At 69.9% G+C, this 18,715-nt stretch carries 18 protein-coding genes; 4 read left to right on the plus strand and 14 right to left on the minus strand.

Going from position 1 to position 18,715, the window contains the following annotated elements; genetic code table 11:
* Window positions 1-19: 19 nt before the first annotated feature.
* Together AC3WPZ_RS17240 and AC3WPZ_RS17245 are read right to left on the minus strand one after the other, a co-directional pair.
* Complete coding sequence (locus AC3WPZ_RS17240) at window positions 20-841, minus strand: ABC transporter permease (RefSeq protein WP_382153863.1); 822 nt, start codon at window positions 839-841, stop codon at window positions 20-22.
* Window positions 838-1,689, minus strand: a complete 852-nt coding sequence (locus AC3WPZ_RS17245) for an ABC transporter ATP-binding protein (RefSeq protein WP_382153860.1) — start codon at window positions 1,687-1,689, stop codon at window positions 838-840. The genes AC3WPZ_RS17240 and AC3WPZ_RS17245 overlap by 4 nt, the downstream gene beginning before the upstream one ends.
* Before the next feature lie 163 nt (window positions 1,690-1,852).
* Between AC3WPZ_RS17245 and AC3WPZ_RS17250 the strand changes: the two genes are divergently transcribed.
* Window positions 1,853-2,776, plus strand: coding sequence for a LysR family transcriptional regulator (locus tag AC3WPZ_RS17250; RefSeq protein WP_382322075.1), 924 nt, complete (start codon window positions 1,853-1,855; stop codon window positions 2,774-2,776).
* On the opposite strand, the gene AC3WPZ_RS17255 is transcribed toward AC3WPZ_RS17250, so the two are convergent.
* From AC3WPZ_RS17255 to AC3WPZ_RS17280, 6 genes are all read right to left on the minus strand, one after another.
* Window positions 2,773-3,723, minus strand: a complete 951-nt coding sequence (locus AC3WPZ_RS17255; RefSeq protein ID WP_492440734.1) for a PDR/VanB family oxidoreductase — start codon at window positions 3,721-3,723, stop codon at window positions 2,773-2,775. The two genes, AC3WPZ_RS17250 and AC3WPZ_RS17255, sit on opposite strands and share 4 nt — an antisense overlap.
* Before the next feature lie 87 nt (window positions 3,724-3,810).
* Window positions 3,811-4,137, minus strand: coding sequence for an SEL1-like repeat protein (locus AC3WPZ_RS17260; protein WP_382322077.1), 327 nt, complete (start codon window positions 4,135-4,137; stop codon window positions 3,811-3,813).
* 21 nt (window positions 4,138-4,158) lie between these two features.
* Window positions 4,159-5,088, minus strand: a complete 930-nt coding sequence (locus tag AC3WPZ_RS17265) for a hypothetical protein (protein ID WP_492440736.1) — start codon at window positions 5,086-5,088, stop codon at window positions 4,159-4,161.
* A gap of 25 nt (window positions 5,089-5,113) precedes the next feature.
* Window positions 5,114-6,001, minus strand: a complete 888-nt coding sequence (locus AC3WPZ_RS17270) for a patatin-like phospholipase family protein (RefSeq protein WP_492440738.1) — start codon at window positions 5,999-6,001, stop codon at window positions 5,114-5,116.
* A 10-nt stretch (window positions 6,002-6,011) separates the two neighbouring features.
* On the minus strand, window positions 6,012-6,938 hold the full coding sequence (locus tag AC3WPZ_RS17275) for an alpha/beta fold hydrolase (protein WP_382153843.1): 927 nt from the start codon (window positions 6,936-6,938) through the stop codon (window positions 6,012-6,014).
* A gap of 118 nt (window positions 6,939-7,056) precedes the next feature.
* Window positions 7,057-8,811, minus strand: a complete 1,755-nt coding sequence (locus AC3WPZ_RS17280) for a hybrid sensor histidine kinase/response regulator (RefSeq protein ID WP_444687537.1) — start codon at window positions 8,809-8,811, stop codon at window positions 7,057-7,059.
* A gap of 173 nt (window positions 8,812-8,984) precedes the next feature.
* Between AC3WPZ_RS17280 and AC3WPZ_RS17285 the strand changes: the two genes are divergently transcribed.
* On the plus strand, window positions 8,985-10,334 hold the full coding sequence (locus AC3WPZ_RS17285; protein ID WP_492440741.1) for an esterase-like activity of phytase family protein: 1,350 nt from the start codon (window positions 8,985-8,987) through the stop codon (window positions 10,332-10,334).
* 18 nt (window positions 10,335-10,352) lie between these two features.
* On the opposite strand, the gene AC3WPZ_RS17290 is transcribed toward AC3WPZ_RS17285, so the two are convergent.
* The 6 genes from AC3WPZ_RS17290 to AC3WPZ_RS17315 form a co-directional block, all read right to left on the minus strand.
* Window positions 10,353-11,003 carry a response regulator transcription factor gene (locus tag AC3WPZ_RS17290; protein WP_492440743.1) on the minus strand — a complete coding sequence of 217 codons (651 nt, stop codon included), beginning with the start codon at window positions 11,001-11,003 and terminating at the stop codon, window positions 10,353-10,355.
* Between the two features lie 89 nt (window positions 11,004-11,092).
* Window positions 11,093-12,718 (minus strand): class I adenylate-forming enzyme family protein, encoded by a 1,626-nt coding sequence (locus AC3WPZ_RS17295; protein ID WP_492440745.1) that lies wholly within the window; start codon window positions 12,716-12,718, stop codon window positions 11,093-11,095.
* Between the two features lie 2 nt (window positions 12,719-12,720).
* Window positions 12,721-13,701 (minus strand): Bug family tripartite tricarboxylate transporter substrate binding protein, encoded by a 981-nt coding sequence (locus tag AC3WPZ_RS17300; protein WP_492440747.1) that lies wholly within the window; start codon window positions 13,699-13,701, stop codon window positions 12,721-12,723.
* Window positions 13,702-13,721: 20 nt separating this feature from the next.
* Window positions 13,722-14,978, minus strand: a complete 1,257-nt coding sequence (locus tag AC3WPZ_RS17305; RefSeq protein WP_492440749.1) for a thiolase family protein — start codon at window positions 14,976-14,978, stop codon at window positions 13,722-13,724.
* Window positions 14,975-15,967: a fumarylacetoacetate hydrolase family protein gene (locus tag AC3WPZ_RS17310; protein WP_492440751.1), complete on the minus strand. Its 993-nt coding sequence runs from the start codon at window positions 15,965-15,967 to the stop codon at window positions 14,975-14,977. The genes AC3WPZ_RS17305 and AC3WPZ_RS17310 overlap by 4 nt, the downstream gene beginning before the upstream one ends.
* Window positions 15,964-16,779, minus strand: coding sequence for a cyclase family protein (locus AC3WPZ_RS17315; RefSeq protein ID WP_492435468.1), 816 nt, complete (start codon window positions 16,777-16,779; stop codon window positions 15,964-15,966). The genes AC3WPZ_RS17310 and AC3WPZ_RS17315 overlap by 4 nt, the downstream gene beginning before the upstream one ends.
* Window positions 16,780-16,885: 106 nt before the next feature.
* Between AC3WPZ_RS17315 and AC3WPZ_RS17320 the strand changes: the two genes are divergently transcribed.
* The gene (locus AC3WPZ_RS17320) at window positions 16,886-17,572 is read left to right on the plus strand and encodes a TetR family transcriptional regulator (protein WP_444692075.1); all 687 of its coding nucleotides are present in this window, start codon (window positions 16,886-16,888) and stop codon (window positions 17,570-17,572) included.
* A gap of 136 nt (window positions 17,573-17,708) precedes the next feature.
* Window positions 17,709-18,671, plus strand: coding sequence for a helix-turn-helix domain-containing protein (locus AC3WPZ_RS17325; RefSeq protein WP_492435470.1), 963 nt, complete (start codon window positions 17,709-17,711; stop codon window positions 18,669-18,671).
* Window positions 18,672-18,715: the final 44 nt, after the last annotated feature.

Raw genomic sequence — 18,715 nt, forward strand, 5'->3', positions numbered from 1 at the left:
AAAACGGAACGGGTGAAACTCAGTGCTCGGTCTTGACGGTGCTCTCGTGCCACGCGCCGAGCACGCGGTTCGAGATGAAGACCATCAGCGCGAACAGCACAATGCCGGTGAGCGAGATCAGGAACAGCGAGGCGAACATGCGCGGCACCTTCAACTGCACGCCCGATTCGAGAATGATGTAGGCCAGCCCCGACTGCGTGCCGCCGGTGCCGGCCACGAACTCGGCCACCACGGCACCGATCAGCGCCAGGCCGCTGCTGATGCGCGCGCCGGCAAAGAAGTACGGCAGCGCGGCCTTGAGCTTGAGCCGGGTCAGGGTCTGCCAGTTCGAGGCGCGGTAGATCCGGAACAGGCTCTGCAGGTTGGGCGCCACCGAGCGCAGGCCCAGCGTCATGTTGGACACGATGGGAAACAGCGCCGTGATGCTGGCGATCGTCACCAGGGCCACGAAGGTGTTGCTGACCCAGATGATGATCAGCGGGGCGATCGCCACGATGGGCGTCACCTGCAGGATCACCATGTAGGGCATGACGCTCTGTTCCAGCAGGCGGCTCTGCGACAGCAGGAACGAGATCGCCACGCCCAGCAGCACCGCCACCGCGAAGGCCAGCACCGTGACCTTGAGCGTGAACAGCAGGCCGGTGAAGAGCAGGTCCGAATCCGCGTACAAGGCCTTGAGCACATCGAGCGGCCCCGGCAGCACGTACACCGGCAGCGACAGGGCCACCACCACCAGCTGCCACACGGCCAGCAGGCCCACGCCGATGGCCAGCACCGGCAGCTTGCTCGAGCCCCAGTTCACCTGGCGCGCGGCGTTGCGGGAAATGTCCGGGCTCTTCATGGTGCGATCTCCTCGCCCCGGCTGGCCGCGTCCAGCGCGGCGCTCAGGCGGGTCATGTACTGCAGGTACTCCGCCGACAGGCGGAAGGCCGTGCCCCGGGGGAAGGGCGCGTCGATGCCCACCTCGGCGATCACGCGCCCGGGCCGGGCCGCCATCACCACCACGCGCGACGACAGGTAAACCGCCTCGTGCAGGCTGTGCGTGACGAACACCACCGTGAGCTTGCGCTCGTGCTGGATGCGCATCAGGTCGTCGTTGAGCTTGTTGCGCGTCATCTCGTCCAGCGCGCCGAAGGGTTCGTCCATCAGCATCAGGTTGGGCTCGGTGACCAGGGCGCGCGCGATCGACACGCGCATCTGCATGCCGCCCGAGAGCTCCCTCGGGTAGGCCTGCTGGAAGGCGCCCAGGCCCACCAGGTTCAGCACCTCTTCCACCTTGCGCTGGATCGTGGCGCGGTCCAGCGTGCCCTTGAGTTCCAGCGGCAGGGCCACGTTCTCGAACACGCGGGCCCAGGGCATCAGCGTGGGGTCCTGGAAGACGAAGGCCAGCTTCTGGTCGGGCCGCTCCAGCACCGGGGTGGTCTCGCCCCACCACTGGATCGAGCCCTCGGTGACCGCGCCCAGGCCCGAGAGGATGCGCAGCAGCGTGCTCTTGCCGCATCCCGAGGGACCGATCAGGGTGACGAAGTCGCCGCTCCAGATCTCCAGCCGGGCCCGTTCCAAGGCCACCGTGCCATTGGCATAGCGCTTGCTGACGTTGTCGACCTGGATGATCGGCGCGCCCCGGTGGTAGAGGCCCTTGCCATCGCACCGGGGCAGCTCGGCCCTCGCGGTGTTCAAGGCGTTCAAAACTGCGGTGTCCAAACCTGTTGCTCCTCGTGGGTGACCGGCCTCTTCGAACCGGTGTTGCCTGGAATGTCCCTGGACTCTCGTGCCTTGCGCCACCGCGCCAAGGTTGAACTAGTATCCCGATGTGCCAACCCCCAGTCCATGCGGACTGTGTATGAAAACCATGCGCCAAAAAGATGATCTGTCGCTGAACTTCTACCTGCTCAGGTGCCTGGTCGCGCTGGTCGATCACTCGCAGGTGACGCGCGCCGCCGATGCGCTGGACATCAGCCAGCCGGCCATGAGCCGGGCCATGAGCCAGTTGCGGCAACTGACCTCGGACCCGATCCTGGTGAAAGCCCAGGTCGGGCTTGTGCCGACCGCCAAGGCCATGCAGCTGCGCGAGTTCGCGCTGCGCATCCTCCACGAGATGGACCAGCTGCTCGGGCAGGCCATCGCGTTCGACCCCGAGACGGCGCGCCGCAACTTCCGGGTGGTCGCCACGGACTACCTGGAATGCGTGTTCATGGACCCCCTGGTCACGCGCCTGGCGCAGAACTACCCCGGCATCTCGGTCTCGGTCTGCCACCCGGTGCATCCGCGCAACCTCAACCAGGTGCTGGAGAGCGGCGAAGCCGACTTCTGCGTGGGCATGCTGCCGCCCGCGGTGGAGGACCTGCGCCACCGCGTGATCTTCCGCGACCGCGTGGCCTGCATCGCGGCCAATGGGCATGCCGCCGTCGGGCAGACGCTCAGCCCCGAGGCCTTCGCCGCGCTCGACCACGTCGTGATCAAACCCACGGTGCACGCGTTTGGCGACGCGGTCGACAAGGCCCTGTCCCAACTCGGGCTGGCGCGCCACATCCGGCTCACGACACCAAGTTACCTCTCCGTGCCGTACCTGATCGAAAAAACCGGCATGGTGGCCCTGATGCCCGAGTCACTGGCCCAGCGCTTCTGCGAGCGCTTCGCGCTCGCCACCGTGGAGGTGCCGATCGAGCTGCCGCCCTACGACGTCTACCTCTACTGGCACGAGCGCACGCACCACCACCGGGACCACATCTGGTTCAAGGAACAGGTGATGCTCGACCTCAAGGGCGCGGGCTAGAGGTCGAGCACGAGGCGCTCGCCGAGCGAACCGGCGCAGCAGAGCGCCAGCTGGTGCTGCCGCTCGTGCGCGCTGAGGAAGGCGTCGCCATGCACGGGCTGGCCTTCGAGGTAGGGCGTCACGCAGCTGCCGCACACCCCGGCCTCGCAGGAGGTGAGCGGGTTCAGCCCCGCGCCCCGCAGCGCCTGCAGCAGGGTCTGCCCCGCCTCCACCCGCACGCTGCGGCCGCTGCGCGCCAGCGCCACGGTATAGCGGTCGAGCCCCGTCGGGTTCGCCGCCGGTTCGGCCGCGAAGCGCTCTTCGTGCAGCTGCGCGCCGGGGCATTGGCTGGTGGCCTGCCGGGTCGCGGCCATGAAGCCCGCCGGGCCGCACACGTAGAAGTGCGTGCCCTCCGGTTGGTGCGCGCAGAAGGCCGACAGATCCACCTGATGCGAAGGCGTGTCATCGAAGTGGAAGCGCACCTGGGCGGCCCAGGGCGCCGCCTGCAGTCGGCCCCGAAAGGCCGCGTGGGCACGGCTGCGCGCGAAACAGACCAGGTTGAAAGAGTGGCCCTGTCGGCCGAGTTCGTGCGCCATCGCCACCAGGGGCGTGATGCCGATGCCCCCCGCCAGCAGGCAATGGTGGACCGCCTCGGGCACCAGCCGGAAGTTGTTGCGGGGCGCGCCGATCACCAGGCGGGTGCCCACCTTGAGCGTGTCGTGCATCCAGCGCGAGCCGCCCCGGCCATCCGCCTCGCGCTTCACCCCCACCACGTAGGGGCCGTTCGCCTCGTGCAGGTTGCACAGCGAGTATTGGCGCGGGCCCACGGCGGTGTGCACGTCGATGTGCGCTCCGGCCTCGAACGGGGGCAAAGGTCCGTCCGTTCGGCTCAGCTCAAAACAGGCCACCTCGTCGGTCTCCCGCGACACGGCGCTGACCACCACATCCAGCAACAGGTTCTGATTCATGCGCCGAGTATCGGAACCGGGCCGCGTGCCCGACAAGCGCGCGCGGCGCATGGGCCGCATCCGCCCAGCGCATGCCGGGTGCGCCGCTCAGTCCGTGCCGGCGCTCAGCCCGAGCAGGAAGACCGCGTGCGGCCGCCCGGCGCGAGCGGCCTGCTCCAGCCAGGCCGTGGCGCGCGCCACGTCGCGCGGCACGCGCGGGCCGTAGGCCGCCGGTCCCTGCATCAGCATGAAGCCCGCGCGCTCGGCGGCTTCGGCATCGCCCAGCGCGGCCAGTTGCTCGTAGAGCGCGAGCGAGCGCTCGTACTCGGCGATGTAGTGGGCGTGGTGGGCCCGCTCGATACCCATGGGTTGCGCAACGGCCGGACCGGCCGCCGCCAGCAGGAGGGCGGCGTGGAGAAGAAATCTGCGTGACATCAATGACTCCTTGTGAACGGTTCAGGACAACAGCGGCGCCAGCGCCGCCTGGATGCGCTGCAGCTGGGGCGTCGTGGTCATGGCCACCAGCAGTTGCCGAAAGCGCGGCGACTGCAGGCCCGAGCCGATGTACTGCCAGCGGTAGGCGCCCAGCAGGCCGGCGGCGAGGCGGGCGTCCTGTCCCGGCGCGAAGCGGCGCGGGTTGGTGTCGGTGAAGTACCGCGCGTCGGCGGTGGCCTGTTGCCGCAGGATGCCGTCGATCGCGCCCAGCAGGCCGATCAGATCGTCAACCGCCACGTCGCGCTCGCGCGGCGTGAGGCGCCCGTGTTCGCGCTCCCACTCCAGCTCGTCGAGGATGGCGTGCTGCGACTCCTCCTTCCAGTGGAAGAGGAACACGTCCTTGTAGAGCCCGGCGATGTCTTCCATGGGCTGGATGCTCTGGCGGTAGTGCACCTGGGTGAACAGCTCGATGTGGCAGGTGAGCGCGAGCACCGCCCAGGTGGACGCCTCCAGCACCTGCGAGGCCACGGCGTTCGCGGTGGGCAGGAACTCGTAGCCATCGGCCATGCCCGCCGCGGCCAGGCGCTCGACGCGGCGGAACAGCTCCTGGTGCTTGAGTTCCTCGTCGGTGAAGCGCACCAGCGCCTCCAGCGCGACCTGGTCGCCGAACCAGTGGTGGCGGCTGCACGAGAGCATCTGGATGCCGATGAAGCGCTCGACCAGGCCGAACATGTTGGCGTAGGTGCGGCCCTGCACCTGGCTCAGCCGCAGCTGCTCGGCGGGTTTCAGGAAATCGAGCCGGCTGATGCGCGAGAGCCCGTCGGGCAGGAAGGGTTTGCCGAAGTCGAGCCGGCGGGCGCGGATCACGTCGTGCTCGATGTCCCAGCGCACGCGGCGCGAGGCGGCGATGCAGTGGGCGTAGCGCTCGGTGTGGACGGTGGTGTGGGTCATGCGTCTGAGTTCCATGGGGAGGGGTTCATTCAATGAAGGTCAGCTCGCGCTTGGGTGCCTGCGCGGCCTCCAGCGCGGCCACGATGTCGAGCAGCCGCGCCTCGGCCGCGCGCCAGCCGGCCTCGAACAGGGCCGGCATGGCGGCGGTCTCCCACAGGCCGACCGGGCGCTCCAGGTCCAGCTCCAGGCCGATCAGCTTCTGCCCCCGGGCCTGCGCGGCCTCGGTGCGCGCCTGCATCAGGTTGTTGATGAGCGTGGTGCTGGTCTGCGCCACCAGGCGCGAGACGCGGTCCACCCGGCGCGGCAGGCCGCCGAAGAAACCGAGCGAGAGCACGACGCGCGCATCGGCCGCCGCCGCGAGGGGCAGCGGGTCGGAGAGCACGCCATCGACCAGGCGCCGCCCGCCGATGGCCACGCTGGGGAACAGGATGGGCACGGCCATGCTGGCGCGCAGCGCGTCCACCAGGCGGCCTTGCGTGAGCACCACGGCCTGGCCGGTGGCGGCGTCGGTGGCGGCCACGCGCAGCGGCGTGGGCAGGTGCTCCAGGCGCGTGTCGCCGAAGGCGTTGCCGATGCGCTCGGTGATCAGGCGGTCGTCGCGCAGCGCGAAGCCCTCGCCAAAGCCCGCGAGCCTGGGCGCGATGAGCTGCAGGTAGGCGCGCCAGCGGCGCTGCTGCGTGAGCTCGGCCGACCACAGCGTGGTGGCCAGGCGCACGGCCTCTTCGCCGTGCATACCCTGTGCCACCTGCGCGCCGAACAGCGCGCCCGAGCTGCAGCCCACCACCAGATCGGGCCGGATGCCCTCGCGCGCCAGGCGCTCGGCGATGCCCAGCGCCGCGATGCTGCGCACACCGCCGCTGCCCAGCACCAGGGCCAGCCGATGGGGGAACGAGGAGAAAGACGGGTTCTGCATGGCCACCTCCTCAGTGCGCGAGGAAATCCACCACGCGGCGGATCACCTCGGGGTTGCGCGCCACGCGGTGGTGCCCCAGGCCGTGCGTGGCCTTGAACTGCGTGCAGGGCATCGCGGCCGCGAGCGAGAGCCCGTGCTCGAACGGAATCTCTTCGTCGGTCTCGTCGTGCACCAGCAGCGCGGGCAGGCCGGCCTGGCGCGCCATCTCCAGCACCGACATGCGCCCCCAGTCGAGCCGGCCGCCGTAGCGCTGCACGAAGAGCTCGCGCACGCGCCCCAGCACCTCGGGCGTGAGGCCGATGTGCCGCGCGAACATCTCGACGAACCAGTTGCAGTGGTTGAAGGAGCTGATGAGCACCAGCCGCGAGGTGGCCACGCCCCAGTCGCGCGCGGCGAACATCGCCATTGCGGCGCCGAAGGAATGGCCAATGACGGCGTGCAGCGGACCGGCGTGGCGCGCCACGGCCGCCACGGCGTTGGCGAACTCCACCATGTCGGTGCGGTGGCCCGACGAGCGCCCATGCGCCGGCGCATCGAAGGCCACCACGCGGAAGCCCGCGTTCAACAGCGGGCCCACCATGCGACCCAGGTGCATGGCGTTCGAGCCCCAGCCATGCACCAGCAGCACCGCCGGCCCCTGCCCCCACTCGTACACCGCGAGCTCACCCGCGCCGCACGGCAGGCGGCGCGGGCGCGTCTGCTCGCGCACCGCCAGCGGCCACTTGCCGAGCGCCGCGCGCGGCGGCGTGGCGAGCTGGCGGTAGGCCAGGCGCGCGGCCACGGCGGGCGCGCAGCGGCACAGCCAGCCGTAGGCGCGGCGCAGCGAGGGCGTGCCGCGCGTTTCGGCAAAACGGCCCAGACGCGGCGGGCGTGGGCTCGGCACCACGGCGGGGGCCGCGTGGGGCGATTCGAGATCGGGCGAGAACTGGTGTCTCATGGGGGTTCCTTCGGTCGGGCCCGCCACACGGGCGGCGTGGCAGGGTTTTGAATCTACCGACGCACCCCGTTCGCAACCACGTGAAATTGGTCATGCCCCGAAGGACATGGGCACGCGCCTACAGCCCTTGCAAGGCCGCGAGCAGCTGCGCGCTCGACACCGGTTTGATCAGCAGCGGCAGGCGGTGCCGCGCGGCCGATTCGCGCAAGGCCGCGTGCGTCTCGCCGCTGATGAGCAGCACGCGCTGGCCCCGCTCGCGCAGAGTCAGCGCGAGGTCCAGGCCCGAGGCCGCGTGCGGCAGCCGCACGTCGCAGATGGCCACGTCGCCATACGCCGCCTGCGCCAGCGCCTCGGCCGCCGTCTCCACGTGCAGCACCTGCAGGCCCCAGCCCACGAGCTGGTCGCGCGTGGCGCCGGCCACCAGCGAGTCGTCTTCCACCAGCAGCACGCGCTCCACCGCGAACGCGGGCGAGGGCACGGCGTGCTCGGGCAGGGGCAGCAGCGCGCCCGGCATCGAATGCGCTTCGTGCGCCGGCGCCGGCGCGGCCTCGGGTGGTGGTTCGGCGCGCGGCAGGCTCACCGTCATGCAGCTGCCTTGCCCCAGCGCCGAGCGCACCGCGATGTCGCCGTTCATCAGCAGCGCGAGCCGCCGCGCGATCGCCAGCCCCAGGCCCAGGCCCTGGCGGCGGTCGCGCGCCTCGTTGTGCATCTGCACGAACTCTTCGAAGATGCGCGCCTGCGCCTCGGGCGCGATGCCCAGGCCCGCGTCGCGCACCTGCAGCCGCCAACACCCACCGTCACCCCGGCGCAGCGCCACCAGCACGGTGGCGCCGGCGGGCGAGAACTTGATGGCGTTGTCCATCAGGTTGGAGAGCACGCGCACCAGCATCAGCCCATCGGCCAGTGCGAAGGCCTCGGGGCGCACCAGCGCGACGAGGCGCACGCCCGCCGCCTCGGCCACGGCGCTGTGCTGGCGCACCAGGCTCGCCACCAGCGGCGCGAGTTCGGTGGGCCGCAGCTCGGCCTGCACCACGCCCGAGTCCATGCGCGTGAGGTCCAGCACCTGCGACAGCAGGTCGTCCAGCGCGCGCCACGACTGGCCGATGCCGTCGATGGCGCGCAGGGCCGCGCGGTCCTGCGCGCGCTCGGCCAGGCTCACCAGCGGCGCGAGGTACAGGCCGATGGCGTGCACCGGCTGGCGCAGGTCGTGGCTCACCGCCGCGAAGAAGCGCGACTTCGCCAGCCCCAGCGCCGCGATCGTGTCGGCCGCCGCCTCGGCGCGGCGCCGCTGCTCCACCTGGCGCATCACGCCGATCTCCTGCGCGCGCGAGAGGAACACCATGGTGATGGTCATGAGGATGCCGCCGATGCCCATCAGCACCAGCAGCGTGTGGCCGCCCAGGCCGTCGACGATCAGGCGCACCGAGGTCGGCAGCACCGCCAGGCACAGCGCGATGGTGGTGCGCACGACATCGCCGGTGAGGCGCACCGCGATCAGCGTGGCATTGCCCAGCAGGTAGCTCATGAGCACCGCGAGCATGGGCACGTTGTCGGGCACGTAGAGGAACCAGCAGGCGCTGCCCACGAAGGCCATCAGCACCCACATGTAGAGGCGGTACGCGCGCTGGCGGCGCGCCTTGGGCAGGGCGCGGAACGCCGGGCGGTTGACGTGCCACCAGCGCAGCAGGCCCATGCCCGCGATGACGGAGAACCACGCGGCCGGCTGCTGCCAGGGCAGGGCGGTGGCGAACATGAGCGCGCACAGCAGCTCGCAGGCGCGCAAGGCCCAGAGCGAGGCCACCGTGTGGGCGCTGTCCTCGGGGTCGGGCTGATCGTCCCGGCGCGCGCGGGGGGAAAGGGCGTCCCGGTGCATGCCGGCATCTTGCGCACCGGCGGGCCGCCTGTCTTCGCAATGCGCGCGCCAACGCCTGGCATGGCGTGCGAGGCCGTCAACACACCGTCATCAAAAGGTCGCACCGCTGTCATGGCAGGGCGGCAAGCTCGGCCCCGATCCGCGTCCATTGACCCCAACGAAGGCACCCTCTCATGAAGCTGCACCCCCCTGCCCTGCTCGCCCTGGCCGTCGCCAGCCTGAGCCTGTCCGCCCAGGCCCAGACCGCTTACCCGGCCACCCTCGCCGGGCACGCCTTGCTGCCCGCGCAGACCCTGATCGCCGCGCCCAAGGACGCGCCGGCCGACCTGCGCGTCAGCGGCAAGTTCACCACCGACCGCCGCGTCGAGGCCATCGGCAGCGTGGAAGGCCTGTCCGCCGGCCGGCCCACGGGGGTGTCGCTGCCCTTCAAGGGCCAGCCTGTTCAGGGCCACTCGGGCATCAAGCGCATGGCTGACGGCAGCTACTGGCTGCTGACGGACAACGGCGCCGGCGCCAAGGCCAACTCGCCCGACTTCATGCTGTTCCTCAACCACTACCGGGTGGACTTCAAGAGCGGGCAGTTCAAGCGCCTGGGCACCGTGTTCCTGCACGACCCCGACAAGAAGGTGCCGTTCCGCATCGTGCACGAGGGCACGGCACAACGTTACCTGACGGGCTCGGACCTCGACACCGAGAGCTTCCAGATCGCGGACGGCCACTTCTGGATCGGCGACGAATTCGGCCCCTACCTGATCAAGGCCGACATGAAGGGCCGCGTGAAGGCGGTGTACGAAACCCAGGTGGATGGCAAGACCGTGGTTTCGCCCGACCACCCGGCGGTGAAGACGCCCGGTGCGCAGGGCGGCGAGGTGAAGTTCCAGGTGCGCCGTTCCAAGGGCTTCGAGGGCATGGCCTCATCGCCCGACGGCAGCAAGCTCTACCCCCTGCTGGAGGGTGCCGTGTGGGACGAGGCCACCAAGGCGCCGGAAGCCATCGACGGCAAGCAGTACCTGCGCGTGCTGGAGTTCGACGTGAAGACGGAGAAGTGGACCGGTCGCCACTGGAAGTACGTGCTGGAGGCCAACCACCACGCCATCGGCGACTTCAACATGATCAGCCCCACCGAAGGCCTGATCATCGAGCGCGACAACGGCGAAGGCACGGCCGACAAGGCCTGCCCGGAAGCCACGAAGCGCGCCGATTGTTTCCACGACCTGGCCAAGTTCAAGCGGGTCTACAAGGTGGAGCTGAACGAAGCCCACGTGGGCGGCCCCCTGCGCAAGATCGGCTACATCGACCTGATGAACATCGCCGACCCGAACCAGCTGGCCCGCAAGCCGCTGAACAACGGCGTGCTCACCTTCCCGTTCTTCACCATCGAGAACGTGGACATCGTCGATGCGCGGCACATCGTGGTGGGCAACGACAACAACCTGCCGTTCTCCAGCAGCCGCGACCCCAACAAGGCGGACGACAACGAGCTGGTGCTGCTCGAAGCGGGCGACTTCCTGTCGGCGCGCTGAGCCCCGCCCGAGCGGGCTTCACAGGCGGTCGGCGTCGAGCTGCGCCGCCTGCGTGCGGTTGGACACCTGCAGCGCCTTGAAGATCTCGCTCATGTGGTTCTTCACCGTGCCCTCGCTGATGCCCAGCGTGCGCGCAATGAGTTTGTTGCTCATGCCCTGGCGCAGCAGCTGGCGCACCTCTTCCATGCGCGGCGTGAGCACCACCTCGGGTCGCCGCGCTTCGGGGGCGCGGTGCGCGAAAGGCAGCTTTCGGCCCTGCAGCGCCGCGCCGATCGCGACCATGATCTGCGCCGAGGGCGCGCTCTTGGGCACGAAGGCGTGCACGCTGGGAATCTCCAGCGTGCGCCGCACCACGTCGGGCGACGTGAGCGCCGAGATCACCACCAGCGGCAGGCCCGGGTGGCGGTGCGCGAGTTCGGCCAGGCGAAAACCGCGCTCCATGCCGGGCATGTTCAGGTCCACCAGGGCCAGCCCGGCCGCCGGGTGCGCCTGGGCCGCGCGCATCAGCGCGTCGCCATCGCCCACCTCCAGGCAGACCACCTCGCCGAGCAGGCCGGCCACGAGGCCGCGCATGCCGTCGCGCACCAGCGCGTGGTCGTCGGCGATCAGGACCGTGGTGGGTGGCGGGGTGTCGCAGCAGCGCGAAGGGGAGGAAGCGTCAAGGCACACACCGCCATCTTGCGCAGACTCAGGCCAACTGTCTTCGCAAACCGCGCGCCAAGGCTTGGCAATGCGCGCGCGAAAAGTTCAGACCGTGCTCATGTGTTCAACGGCGTCGATGCCGGCCAATCCAGGGCCAGATCCGGTCGGTCCGCCAGAATCTGGCACAGCACGCGGGCCAGGGGTTTCTCCGAGGCGGTCTTGGGGATGGCATCCAACGGCAGGACCTGCTGCAGGACCACGGGCCGGGTCAAGGCGGCGTGGAGCGCCGCGACAGCGGGTTCCCGCTGGACAGGCGCTCCCGGCTTGAAGACGACCGCCGCCACCACATCCGATTCGCCGGGAACGCGGGACGCGGCGGGCACCCCGAACACGAAGACGTCGTCCACCAGCGCGGTTTCGGCCAGCGCCTTTTCAATGGCCGCGGCGTCGATGAAGTCGCCATTGCGGCGGATGCCGTGACCCAGGCGAAAGTCGAAAAACAGCCAGCCCTGCGCATCGGCGTGCACCACGTCGCCCGTCCACAGCCAGCCACCGCGGCACTTGGCTTCGGACGCGTCGGGATCGTCCACATAGGACACCTGGAAAGGCGTGCCGTCCGAGGACCGGATCAGCAGTTGGCCCCGCTCGCCGGGTGCCACGTCCTGCCCCGCGCCGTCCACGATGCGCGTGCTCAGCGAAGGTGGCGGCTGGCCGATGCTGCCGATGGGCCCGACCCCGGCGGGCTTCATCGTCAGGCCGCCCTCGGCGGTGCCGTAGAACTCCAGCAGGCTCACGCCGAAGCGGTGTTCGAAGTCGTTCCAGATGGCCGCCGGCATGCCGGCGGACACCACCAGGCGCACCTGGTGGTCGCGATCGGCCGGCGTCGCGGGGTCGCAGTAGATGGCGGTGGTCATGCCGCCGAGCAAGGTCAGGCTGGTGCAGCGGTGCTCACGCACCGTGCGCCACATCCGGCGCTTGCTGAACCGCCGCGAGAAGACCACGGGCAGCCCGCGGACCAGGGCCGCGCCCAGGGTCACCAGCTGAGCGTTGGCGTGGGTCAGCGAGAGTCCGGAGTACAGCCTGTCGCCCGGGCCGTACCCGAAGGCCGTGGCGGCCATGCGGGCCGTGTCGGTGAACTTGCGGTGGCTGTACACGATGCCCTTGGGGTTCCCGGTGGTGCCCGAGGTGAAGAGGATCTGCATGTCCTCGTCGGCGGGGCGCCGAAGGGCGGCAAGCGCTGGCGACGCGGTGGCGGCGGGCAGGCTGTCGTAAGGCACCACGCCCGCGACCAGGGGCACGTCGGGGTGACCGAGCACCGCCATCAAACGCAGGTCGGGGCAGGCGCCACGCACCGCCAGCGCACCCTGCAGCGCTTCGGGCTCCGCGATCAGCAGCGAACAGCGCGTCTTGGTCAGCATGTAGGCCAGCCTCTCGGGGGGCGTGCGAGGGTCCATGGGCACCAGCGTGAGTCCGGTGAGGCCGCTGGCGACCAGCATCTCCACGAACTCCGGGTGGTTGGCCATGAGAAGGGCCACCCGTTCACCGGGGCGGAAACCTTGCTGGCTCAGGCCGGTGGCAAGGCGTGTGGCGGCCCGCCACAGCTGCGCATAGGTTCGGCGCTGGGTGCCTTCCTCCTCCTTCGCCGCGGCGTGGTCGACAAAGGTCAGGGCCAGATCGTCGCCGCGCTCGCGCGCCAAGGCCTCCACCAGATCGGCGATCGTGTGCGGGGTCGCGGGTGCCATGCTCAATCCGCCTTGATGCCTTTTTCCCGGATCAGCTTGCCCCACTGCGCGGATTCCTGGACGGTCAACTGGTCGAGCTCGCCGGGCATCGAGCCCTGGGGATCGATGCCCATGTCGCCAAGCCGCTTGCGCAGTTCGGGTTCCTGCAGCGTGGCCTGGATGGCGCGGGACATCTGGTCCACCGCATTCGCCGGTGTGCCCGCGGGGGCCCAGACGGCGTTCCAGCCGGTGAGCTCAAAACCGGGCACCGTCTCCTTCAGGGTGGGAACTTCCGGCAGCGCGCTCATGCGGGTGCCCGTGGTGACCGCCAGGGCCTTCACCTTGCCGCTGCGCACCAGCGGAACGGCCGAGGACTGCGTTTCGATCTTGACGTGGATCTGGTTGGCCATGAGGTCGGTGTTGGCCGCCGCGCTGGTGCGGTAGGGCACGTGCAGCAGATCGATGTCGGCGCGCTGCTTGAGCAGCTCCATGCCCAGGTGGGGCGCGCTGCCATTGCCGAAGGACGCATAGACCAGGGCGCCAGGGTGGGCCCGCGCATGTTTGATCATGCCCGCCACGTCATCGAAAGGCACCGACGGGCCGGCGAGCAGCACATAGCCCCCCTTGGAGATCAGGCTCACCGGCGCGATGCCGCGCACCGAGTCGTAGGGGAGCTTGGCGTAGATGTGCGGATTCATGGTCATCAGCTGGTTGAATCCGAACAGAAAGGTGTAGCCGTCCGGTGGCGCGTTCAGGGCCTTGTCGGCCCCCAGGATGCCGGAGGCGCCCGGGGTCGGTTCGACCACGATGGGTTGGCCCAGGCGCCGTGCCAGCCGATCGCCGATCAGGCGCGCCATGACGTCCGGGCCGCTGCCCGGGCTGGCGGGCACCACCAGCCGGATGGGTTTGCTGGGCCAGGGGGTTTGTGCCCACAGGGGCGATGCCACCGCGAGGCTGGCCAGGCACGCCAGCGCGTGGCGGCGGGGGATGGGGGTTCGTTTCATGTCAGGGTTCCTTTGGGTGTTCAAGCTCGTCTCTGGCGGCCGGCGCCAAGGAGGGTGACGCAAGCGACGGCCTCCTCGTTCTCGATGAATCCGCCACCGTTCTCCGCGAGGGCCACGCGCGCACCCGCGACCTGTCGCGGGCCCGCCTGCCCGCGCAACTGCTGCGTCAGCTCGGCGATCTGCATCAGACCGGTGGCGCCGATCGGATGGCCCTTGGATTCGAGTCCACCCGAGACATTGATGGGCAGCGATCCGCCGAGCGCGGTCGCGCCGGACTCGGCGAAGATCCCCCCTTCGCCGCGGGCACAGAAACCCAGCGCCTCGGTCTGGAGGATTTCGCCGAACGCGGTGGCATCGTGGACCTCGGCCACGTCCACGTCCTCGGGCCCGATGCCCGCGCCTTCGTAGGCGGCCTGGGCGGCCCGGCGCGTGATGGCGAGGTCCACGTCGTCGTCGTGGCGGGGAAGACCGCTCACCAGTTGGCAAGCCAGCACATCGACGGGTGCCGCGCCGGACAGGCGCCGCAGTCCGGCCGCGTTGCAGACGAGCACGGCCGCGGCCCCGTCCCCGATCGGCGCGCACATCGGCAGCGTCAGGGGGTCGGCGATGGCACGGGCGGCCAGCACCTCGTCGATGGACCACGCATCGCGGTATTGCGCGAGCGGGTTGTGCACCGAGTGCGCGTGGTTCTTGGCCGCCACGGCCGCCAGCTGGCGTTGCGTCAGGCCGTGGCGCTGCATGTGGTTCACGGCCAGCGCCGCGTAGATGTCCATGAAGACACTTCGCTGCGGCGAAGAAACCGCCGGGTCGGCCGGCGCGCCGGCCGCGCCTTTCAGGCGCTCCAGGTAGGCCAGCAGCTCGCCCTGGCGGGTCACATCGAAGCCGCCGCCGAAGATCTCGAAGGACTTGGACTTGTTCGCGTCGTACAGCTTCTCGGCCCCCACCGCGAGCGCCATGTCGGCGCTTCCGCTGCGCACGCTCTGGCACGCCAGCCAGAAGGCCGTCGAGGCGCTGGCACAGGCGTTCTCGACGTTGACGATGGGCACCCCGACGATACCGAGTTCGCGCAGCACGACCTGACCGGCCACCATGTGCTGGCCCTGCAGGTAGGAAGCCGCCACGTTGGAAAAGTACGCCATCTGCACCTGCGCCCCGATGGCCCCGGCATCCGCCAGCGCCGCGCGCACCGCCGTGGCGGTGAGCTGGTGCAGCGTGGCATCGGCGAACTTGCCGGTCGGTGTCATGCCGACGCCCACGATGTAGACGGCAGAGTTCATGCTCCGCCTTTCAGGGCGGCGCCGGACGCGACGATGGTGTTCTCCAGAATGCCGATGTGCTCGGCCTCCAGCTCGATGCGGTCCCCGGGCTGCAGCAGCCGGCCGGTCTCCACGCCACAACCCCGCGCGAAGGTGCCCGAGGCGAACACCTCCCCGGCGTGCAAGGTGCAGGACCGGCTGGCGTAGGCGATCAGGTCCTCGAAGCCGATTTCCATGCTGGCCGTGCTGTCCACCGTCTGCGTCTCCCCGTTGAGCCGCGAGGTGACGCGCAGCTTGTACAGGTCGGGCAGCTCGTCCAGCGTGACGATGCAAGGGCCGAGCGCGTAGGCGCCGTCGAAATCCTTGCTCTTGCCCGCGGGCTGGCCTTCGGCCGCCTGCACGTCGCGGGCCGTGAAGTCGTTGAACAGGGTCACGCCCAGGATGAAATCGCGCGCCCGGTGCTGGGGAATGTCCCTGCCCGTGCGCCCCAGAACGATGGCGAGTTCCAGCTCGTAGTCGAGTTTCTGCGCGAAGGCGGGCCATTCGATGGCCTGGCCGGGCCCGGCCAGGTTCAAGGGGTTGGCGGTGTAGAAGCGCGGCACGCTGAACCAGTTGGCGGGCAGATCCAGCAGACCTTCCTGGCGCGCCGCTTCCAGGGCCGCCGCGGGATCCGGGCTGGCCTGCGCGCGTTGGCGCGCGCGCATTGCCAGGAAGAACTTCGGGTGCGCCGTCATCGTGCCCCAGTCGCGCATCAGGGGTGGGCGTTCGAGCGGGGTCAACAACCCATAACCACCGGGTGGCACTTCGTTCGGATGCCCGGGGCGGTGGGCCTCGGCATCCCGGCGCGCCTGCGCGAGCGCGTCTTCGCCTGCCGCGAGCAGGGCGGCCATGGACGAAAAGCGGGCGTCGCCCGCATGCCGGCTGGTCAGGCACAGGAGGGCGCCATCGCCCTGGAGAACGCCGAGCCGGGGCGGCTGCGTGGGCGCGGATCGGTAGGTGACGAGTTTCATGGCGTCTTCAGGAGGTCGGGAAGGAAGGCGACGGCGCGGGCCGGTGCCGCGCTGGTGCGCGCCAGCTTGATCGGAAAGAAGCCGACGTGGAAACCGCTGGCCGGCAGCGCTTCCAGGTTGCAGAGCTGCTGAACGATGAAGGCTTCGCACTCCGTGATGGCCTTGTGCGCGTCCCACAGATACCGGCGGTCGCCGGTGCGGCGGAAATCGGCCGCCATCGTGGGAAACGGCCGGTCCCAACCCACGGCGTCGGTGCCCAGCACCTTGGCGCCCAGGCCGGTGAGATGGAGCGTGCTTTCGCGCGTCATGCCCGGGTACTGGAAAAAGCCCGGCTCCCCGATCCGGAAGCGCTCCTGCCCCGTGCGCAGCAGCACCGCGTGGCCGGCGATGTCGCCCACGCCGGCCGTGCCCAGGGCCTCGTTCAGCATGGCGGGGGTGATCGCGCCACAAGGCTCGACCATGGCGCGCAAGTCGAGCACGACGCCCGGGCAATAGAGCTCGTCCAGGGCAATCTGATCGATCGTCCGGGCCGGTTGGCCCGCGCAGCGGGAGCCGCTGTGCATCGGCGCGTCCACGTGCGTGCCGCAGTGCGAGGACATGTCGGTCAGGACTTCCGACCCCCAGCCCTCCCCGTCCGGGAGGTCTTCGTGGGTGCAGCCGAAAAACGCGCAGAAGCGGTCCTTGCCTTCGGCTTCGTCGGGGCGCTGGTATTCGATCCGGGGAGCGACAACGCCGGCCGCTGCACTGAGCGATGGCGGCAGAAGGTCTCGGTCCTGGGGGTCCAACAAGGTGCTGAGGTCGATGAGTTTCATGTTTATACGTCCGTGTAATTTGAGTTTATACGCACGTATGACTTCATGTCAACAGGCACAATGGCCGAACCGATTTGAGCGCTCGACGGCGGGCGCGGGAGAGCACATGGCCACGAAAAAGTTGAGTCCGACCGGCAGGCGCCCACGCGCCGAGGCCGTGGGCGAATCAGAACGCCCCAACACGCAGGCGCTGATCCTGGACGCGGCGGAGCAGCTGTTCGCGGCCCAGGGCTATGGCGGGACGAGCATTCGCCAGATCGCGGAAGCCGCCGGGGTCAACCTCGGCATGTTCCATTACTACTGGGGCTCCAAGCAGGCGCTGTGTCGCGCCGTGCTGGAGCGCCGCCTCGGGCCCATCATGGCGGAGCGCATGGCCCGGCTCTCGTCCGCCGTGGAGACGAACGCCCCCATCGAGGACCTGCTGCTGGCCGCCATGGAGCCGTCGCTGCGTGTGGCGGGCGCCGCCGCGGAGCAGCGCGACGCGTTCCGGAGCTTCTATGGCCGCATGCTGGCCGACCCATCCCCCGACGTGCGGGAAGCGATGGGATCGATCGTGGACGGGTTCGCCAAGGACTTCATGCAGGAGCTGCATCGGCGTTGCACGCACCTCGACGACAAGGAGTTCTACTGGCGCATGGTGTTTCTCTTTGGCGCCTTCTTCTACGCCCACAACGCCCACGACCGGATCCTGACGCTGCTGGGTGCGGAGTTCACCGCCCCACCGATTGAAGATGCCGCGAAGTACCTGGTGCGCTTTGTCGTGGGCGGCCTGCAGGCCACGCCGCTGGCATAGCCTGCCCGGGCCGTGCCCGGCTTCCTGAGCACAAGCCGCTCAATCGATTCGCTTCTGTTCATATTCCCGCGATATTGTTCGTTTTGATCAAAACGCTGGATACTGGCAGCCGTCCCAATCAGGAGGCAGTTCCACCATGCTCACGGAGTGGTCCACCGACAGCGTGCCGGCCGCCACGCGCTTCGACGAATGGCGCGAGGCGTGTTGCGAGCACGTGTACGCGCTGACGCCGCAGCGCCAGCCGGCGGTGCACCCGCGCCCACCCTTCCATGGCGCGATCGCGCGGCGCCACCTGGGCGCGCTGGACGTGACCGACATCGTCTGCGACGGCCACCTGGTGCAGCGCCGTGAACAGGACATCGATGAGTGCCCGGGCGACACCTACTACGTGTACCTGCAGCGGCAGGGCCGCGCGTGGTTCGAGCAGCAGGGCCAGCGCTGTGTGGCCGAGGCCGGCGACATCGTGATCGCCGACCCCAACCTGGCCTTTCGCACCGGCACCGACGGGGTGTTCGATTTCCGCCTCTGGCGCATCGAGCGCGCGCGGCTGCACCCCTTGCTGGCGCTGCGCTCGGGTGAGCGGCTGCCCATGCACCACATCGACCGCGCGCACACCGAGCGCGAGCTGATCGCGAACTGGCTCGACGGCCTGTTGCGGCACCACGCGGGGCTTTCCGCCACGAGCCGGGACATGGCCCTGGGCACGCTGTGCGCGCTGGTGGCGGGTGCGGTGGGTGCGGGTCCCGATCAGCACGAGCCCACGCGGCTGGCGCGGCGGCGCGCGCTGTTGCTGCGCGTGCAGCAGCAGGTGGAGCAGCGCTCGAGCGAGATGGACTTGACGCCCGAGCGCGTGGCGCGGGCGTTCGGCGTGTCGCTGCGCACGCTGCACCAGCTGTTCGCGCTGTCGGACGGCAGTTTTCACGAATACCTCACGCGCGCCCGGCTGGCGCGCGCGCACGCGCTGTTGCGCGACCCGGCGTCGCGCCACCTGGGCACGGCCGAGATCGGTTTCGCGGCGGGCTTTGGCGAGGTGTCGACCTTCTACCGGCGCTTCAAGCAGCGCTATGGCGTGGCGCCGGGGGAGTTCCGCGCGGGCTGAACGGCCCGCAGGCCGGTCAAGTTCACCCGGGAGCGGCCGATACA

Source organism: Hydrogenophaga sp. FW305-3-2-15-A-LB1 (assembly GCF_058787875.1).

Coding starts and splice junctions, on each gene's coding strand:
- AC3WPZ_RS17240 (WP_382153863.1), bottom strand. CDS start 841: ATGAAGAGCCCGGACATTTCCCGCAACGCCGCGCGCCAGGTGAACTGG.
- AC3WPZ_RS17250 (WP_382322075.1), top strand. CDS start 1,853: ATGCGCCAAAAAGATGATCTGTCGCTGAACTTCTACCTGCTCAGGTGC.
- AC3WPZ_RS17255 (WP_492440734.1), bottom strand. CDS start 3,723: ATGAATCAGAACCTGTTGCTGGATGTGGTGGTCAGCGCCGTGTCGCGG.
- AC3WPZ_RS17260 (WP_382322077.1), bottom strand. CDS start 4,137: ATGTCACGCAGATTTCTTCTCCACGCCGCCCTCCTGCTGGCGGCGGCC.
- AC3WPZ_RS17265 (WP_492440736.1), bottom strand. CDS start 5,088: ATGACCCACACCACCGTCCACACCGAGCGCTACGCCCACTGCATCGCC.
- AC3WPZ_RS17270 (WP_492440738.1), bottom strand. CDS start 6,001: ATGCAGAACCCGTCTTTCTCCTCGTTCCCCCATCGGCTGGCCCTGGTG.
- AC3WPZ_RS17275 (WP_382153843.1), bottom strand. CDS start 6,938: ATGAGACACCAGTTCTCGCCCGATCTCGAATCGCCCCACGCGGCCCCC.
- AC3WPZ_RS17280 (WP_444687537.1), bottom strand. CDS start 8,811: ATGCACCGGGACGCCCTTTCCCCCCGCGCGCGCCGGGACGATCAGCCC.
- AC3WPZ_RS17285 (WP_492440741.1), top strand. CDS start 8,985: ATGAAGCTGCACCCCCCTGCCCTGCTCGCCCTGGCCGTCGCCAGCCTG.
- AC3WPZ_RS17295 (WP_492440745.1), bottom strand. CDS start 12,718: ATGGCACCCGCGACCCCGCACACGATCGCCGATCTGGTGGAGGCCTTG.
- AC3WPZ_RS17300 (WP_492440747.1), bottom strand. CDS start 13,701: ATGAAACGAACCCCCATCCCCCGCCGCCACGCGCTGGCGTGCCTGGCC.
- AC3WPZ_RS17305 (WP_492440749.1), bottom strand. CDS start 14,978: ATGAACTCTGCCGTCTACATCGTGGGCGTCGGCATGACACCGACCGGC.
- AC3WPZ_RS17310 (WP_492440751.1), bottom strand. CDS start 15,967: ATGAAACTCGTCACCTACCGATCCGCGCCCACGCAGCCGCCCCGGCTC.
- AC3WPZ_RS17315 (WP_492435468.1), bottom strand. CDS start 16,779: ATGAAACTCATCGACCTCAGCACCTTGTTGGACCCCCAGGACCGAGAC.
- AC3WPZ_RS17320 (WP_444692075.1), top strand. CDS start 16,886: ATGGCCACGAAAAAGTTGAGTCCGACCGGCAGGCGCCCACGCGCCGAG.
- AC3WPZ_RS17325 (WP_492435470.1), top strand. CDS start 17,709: ATGCTCACGGAGTGGTCCACCGACAGCGTGCCGGCCGCCACGCGCTTC.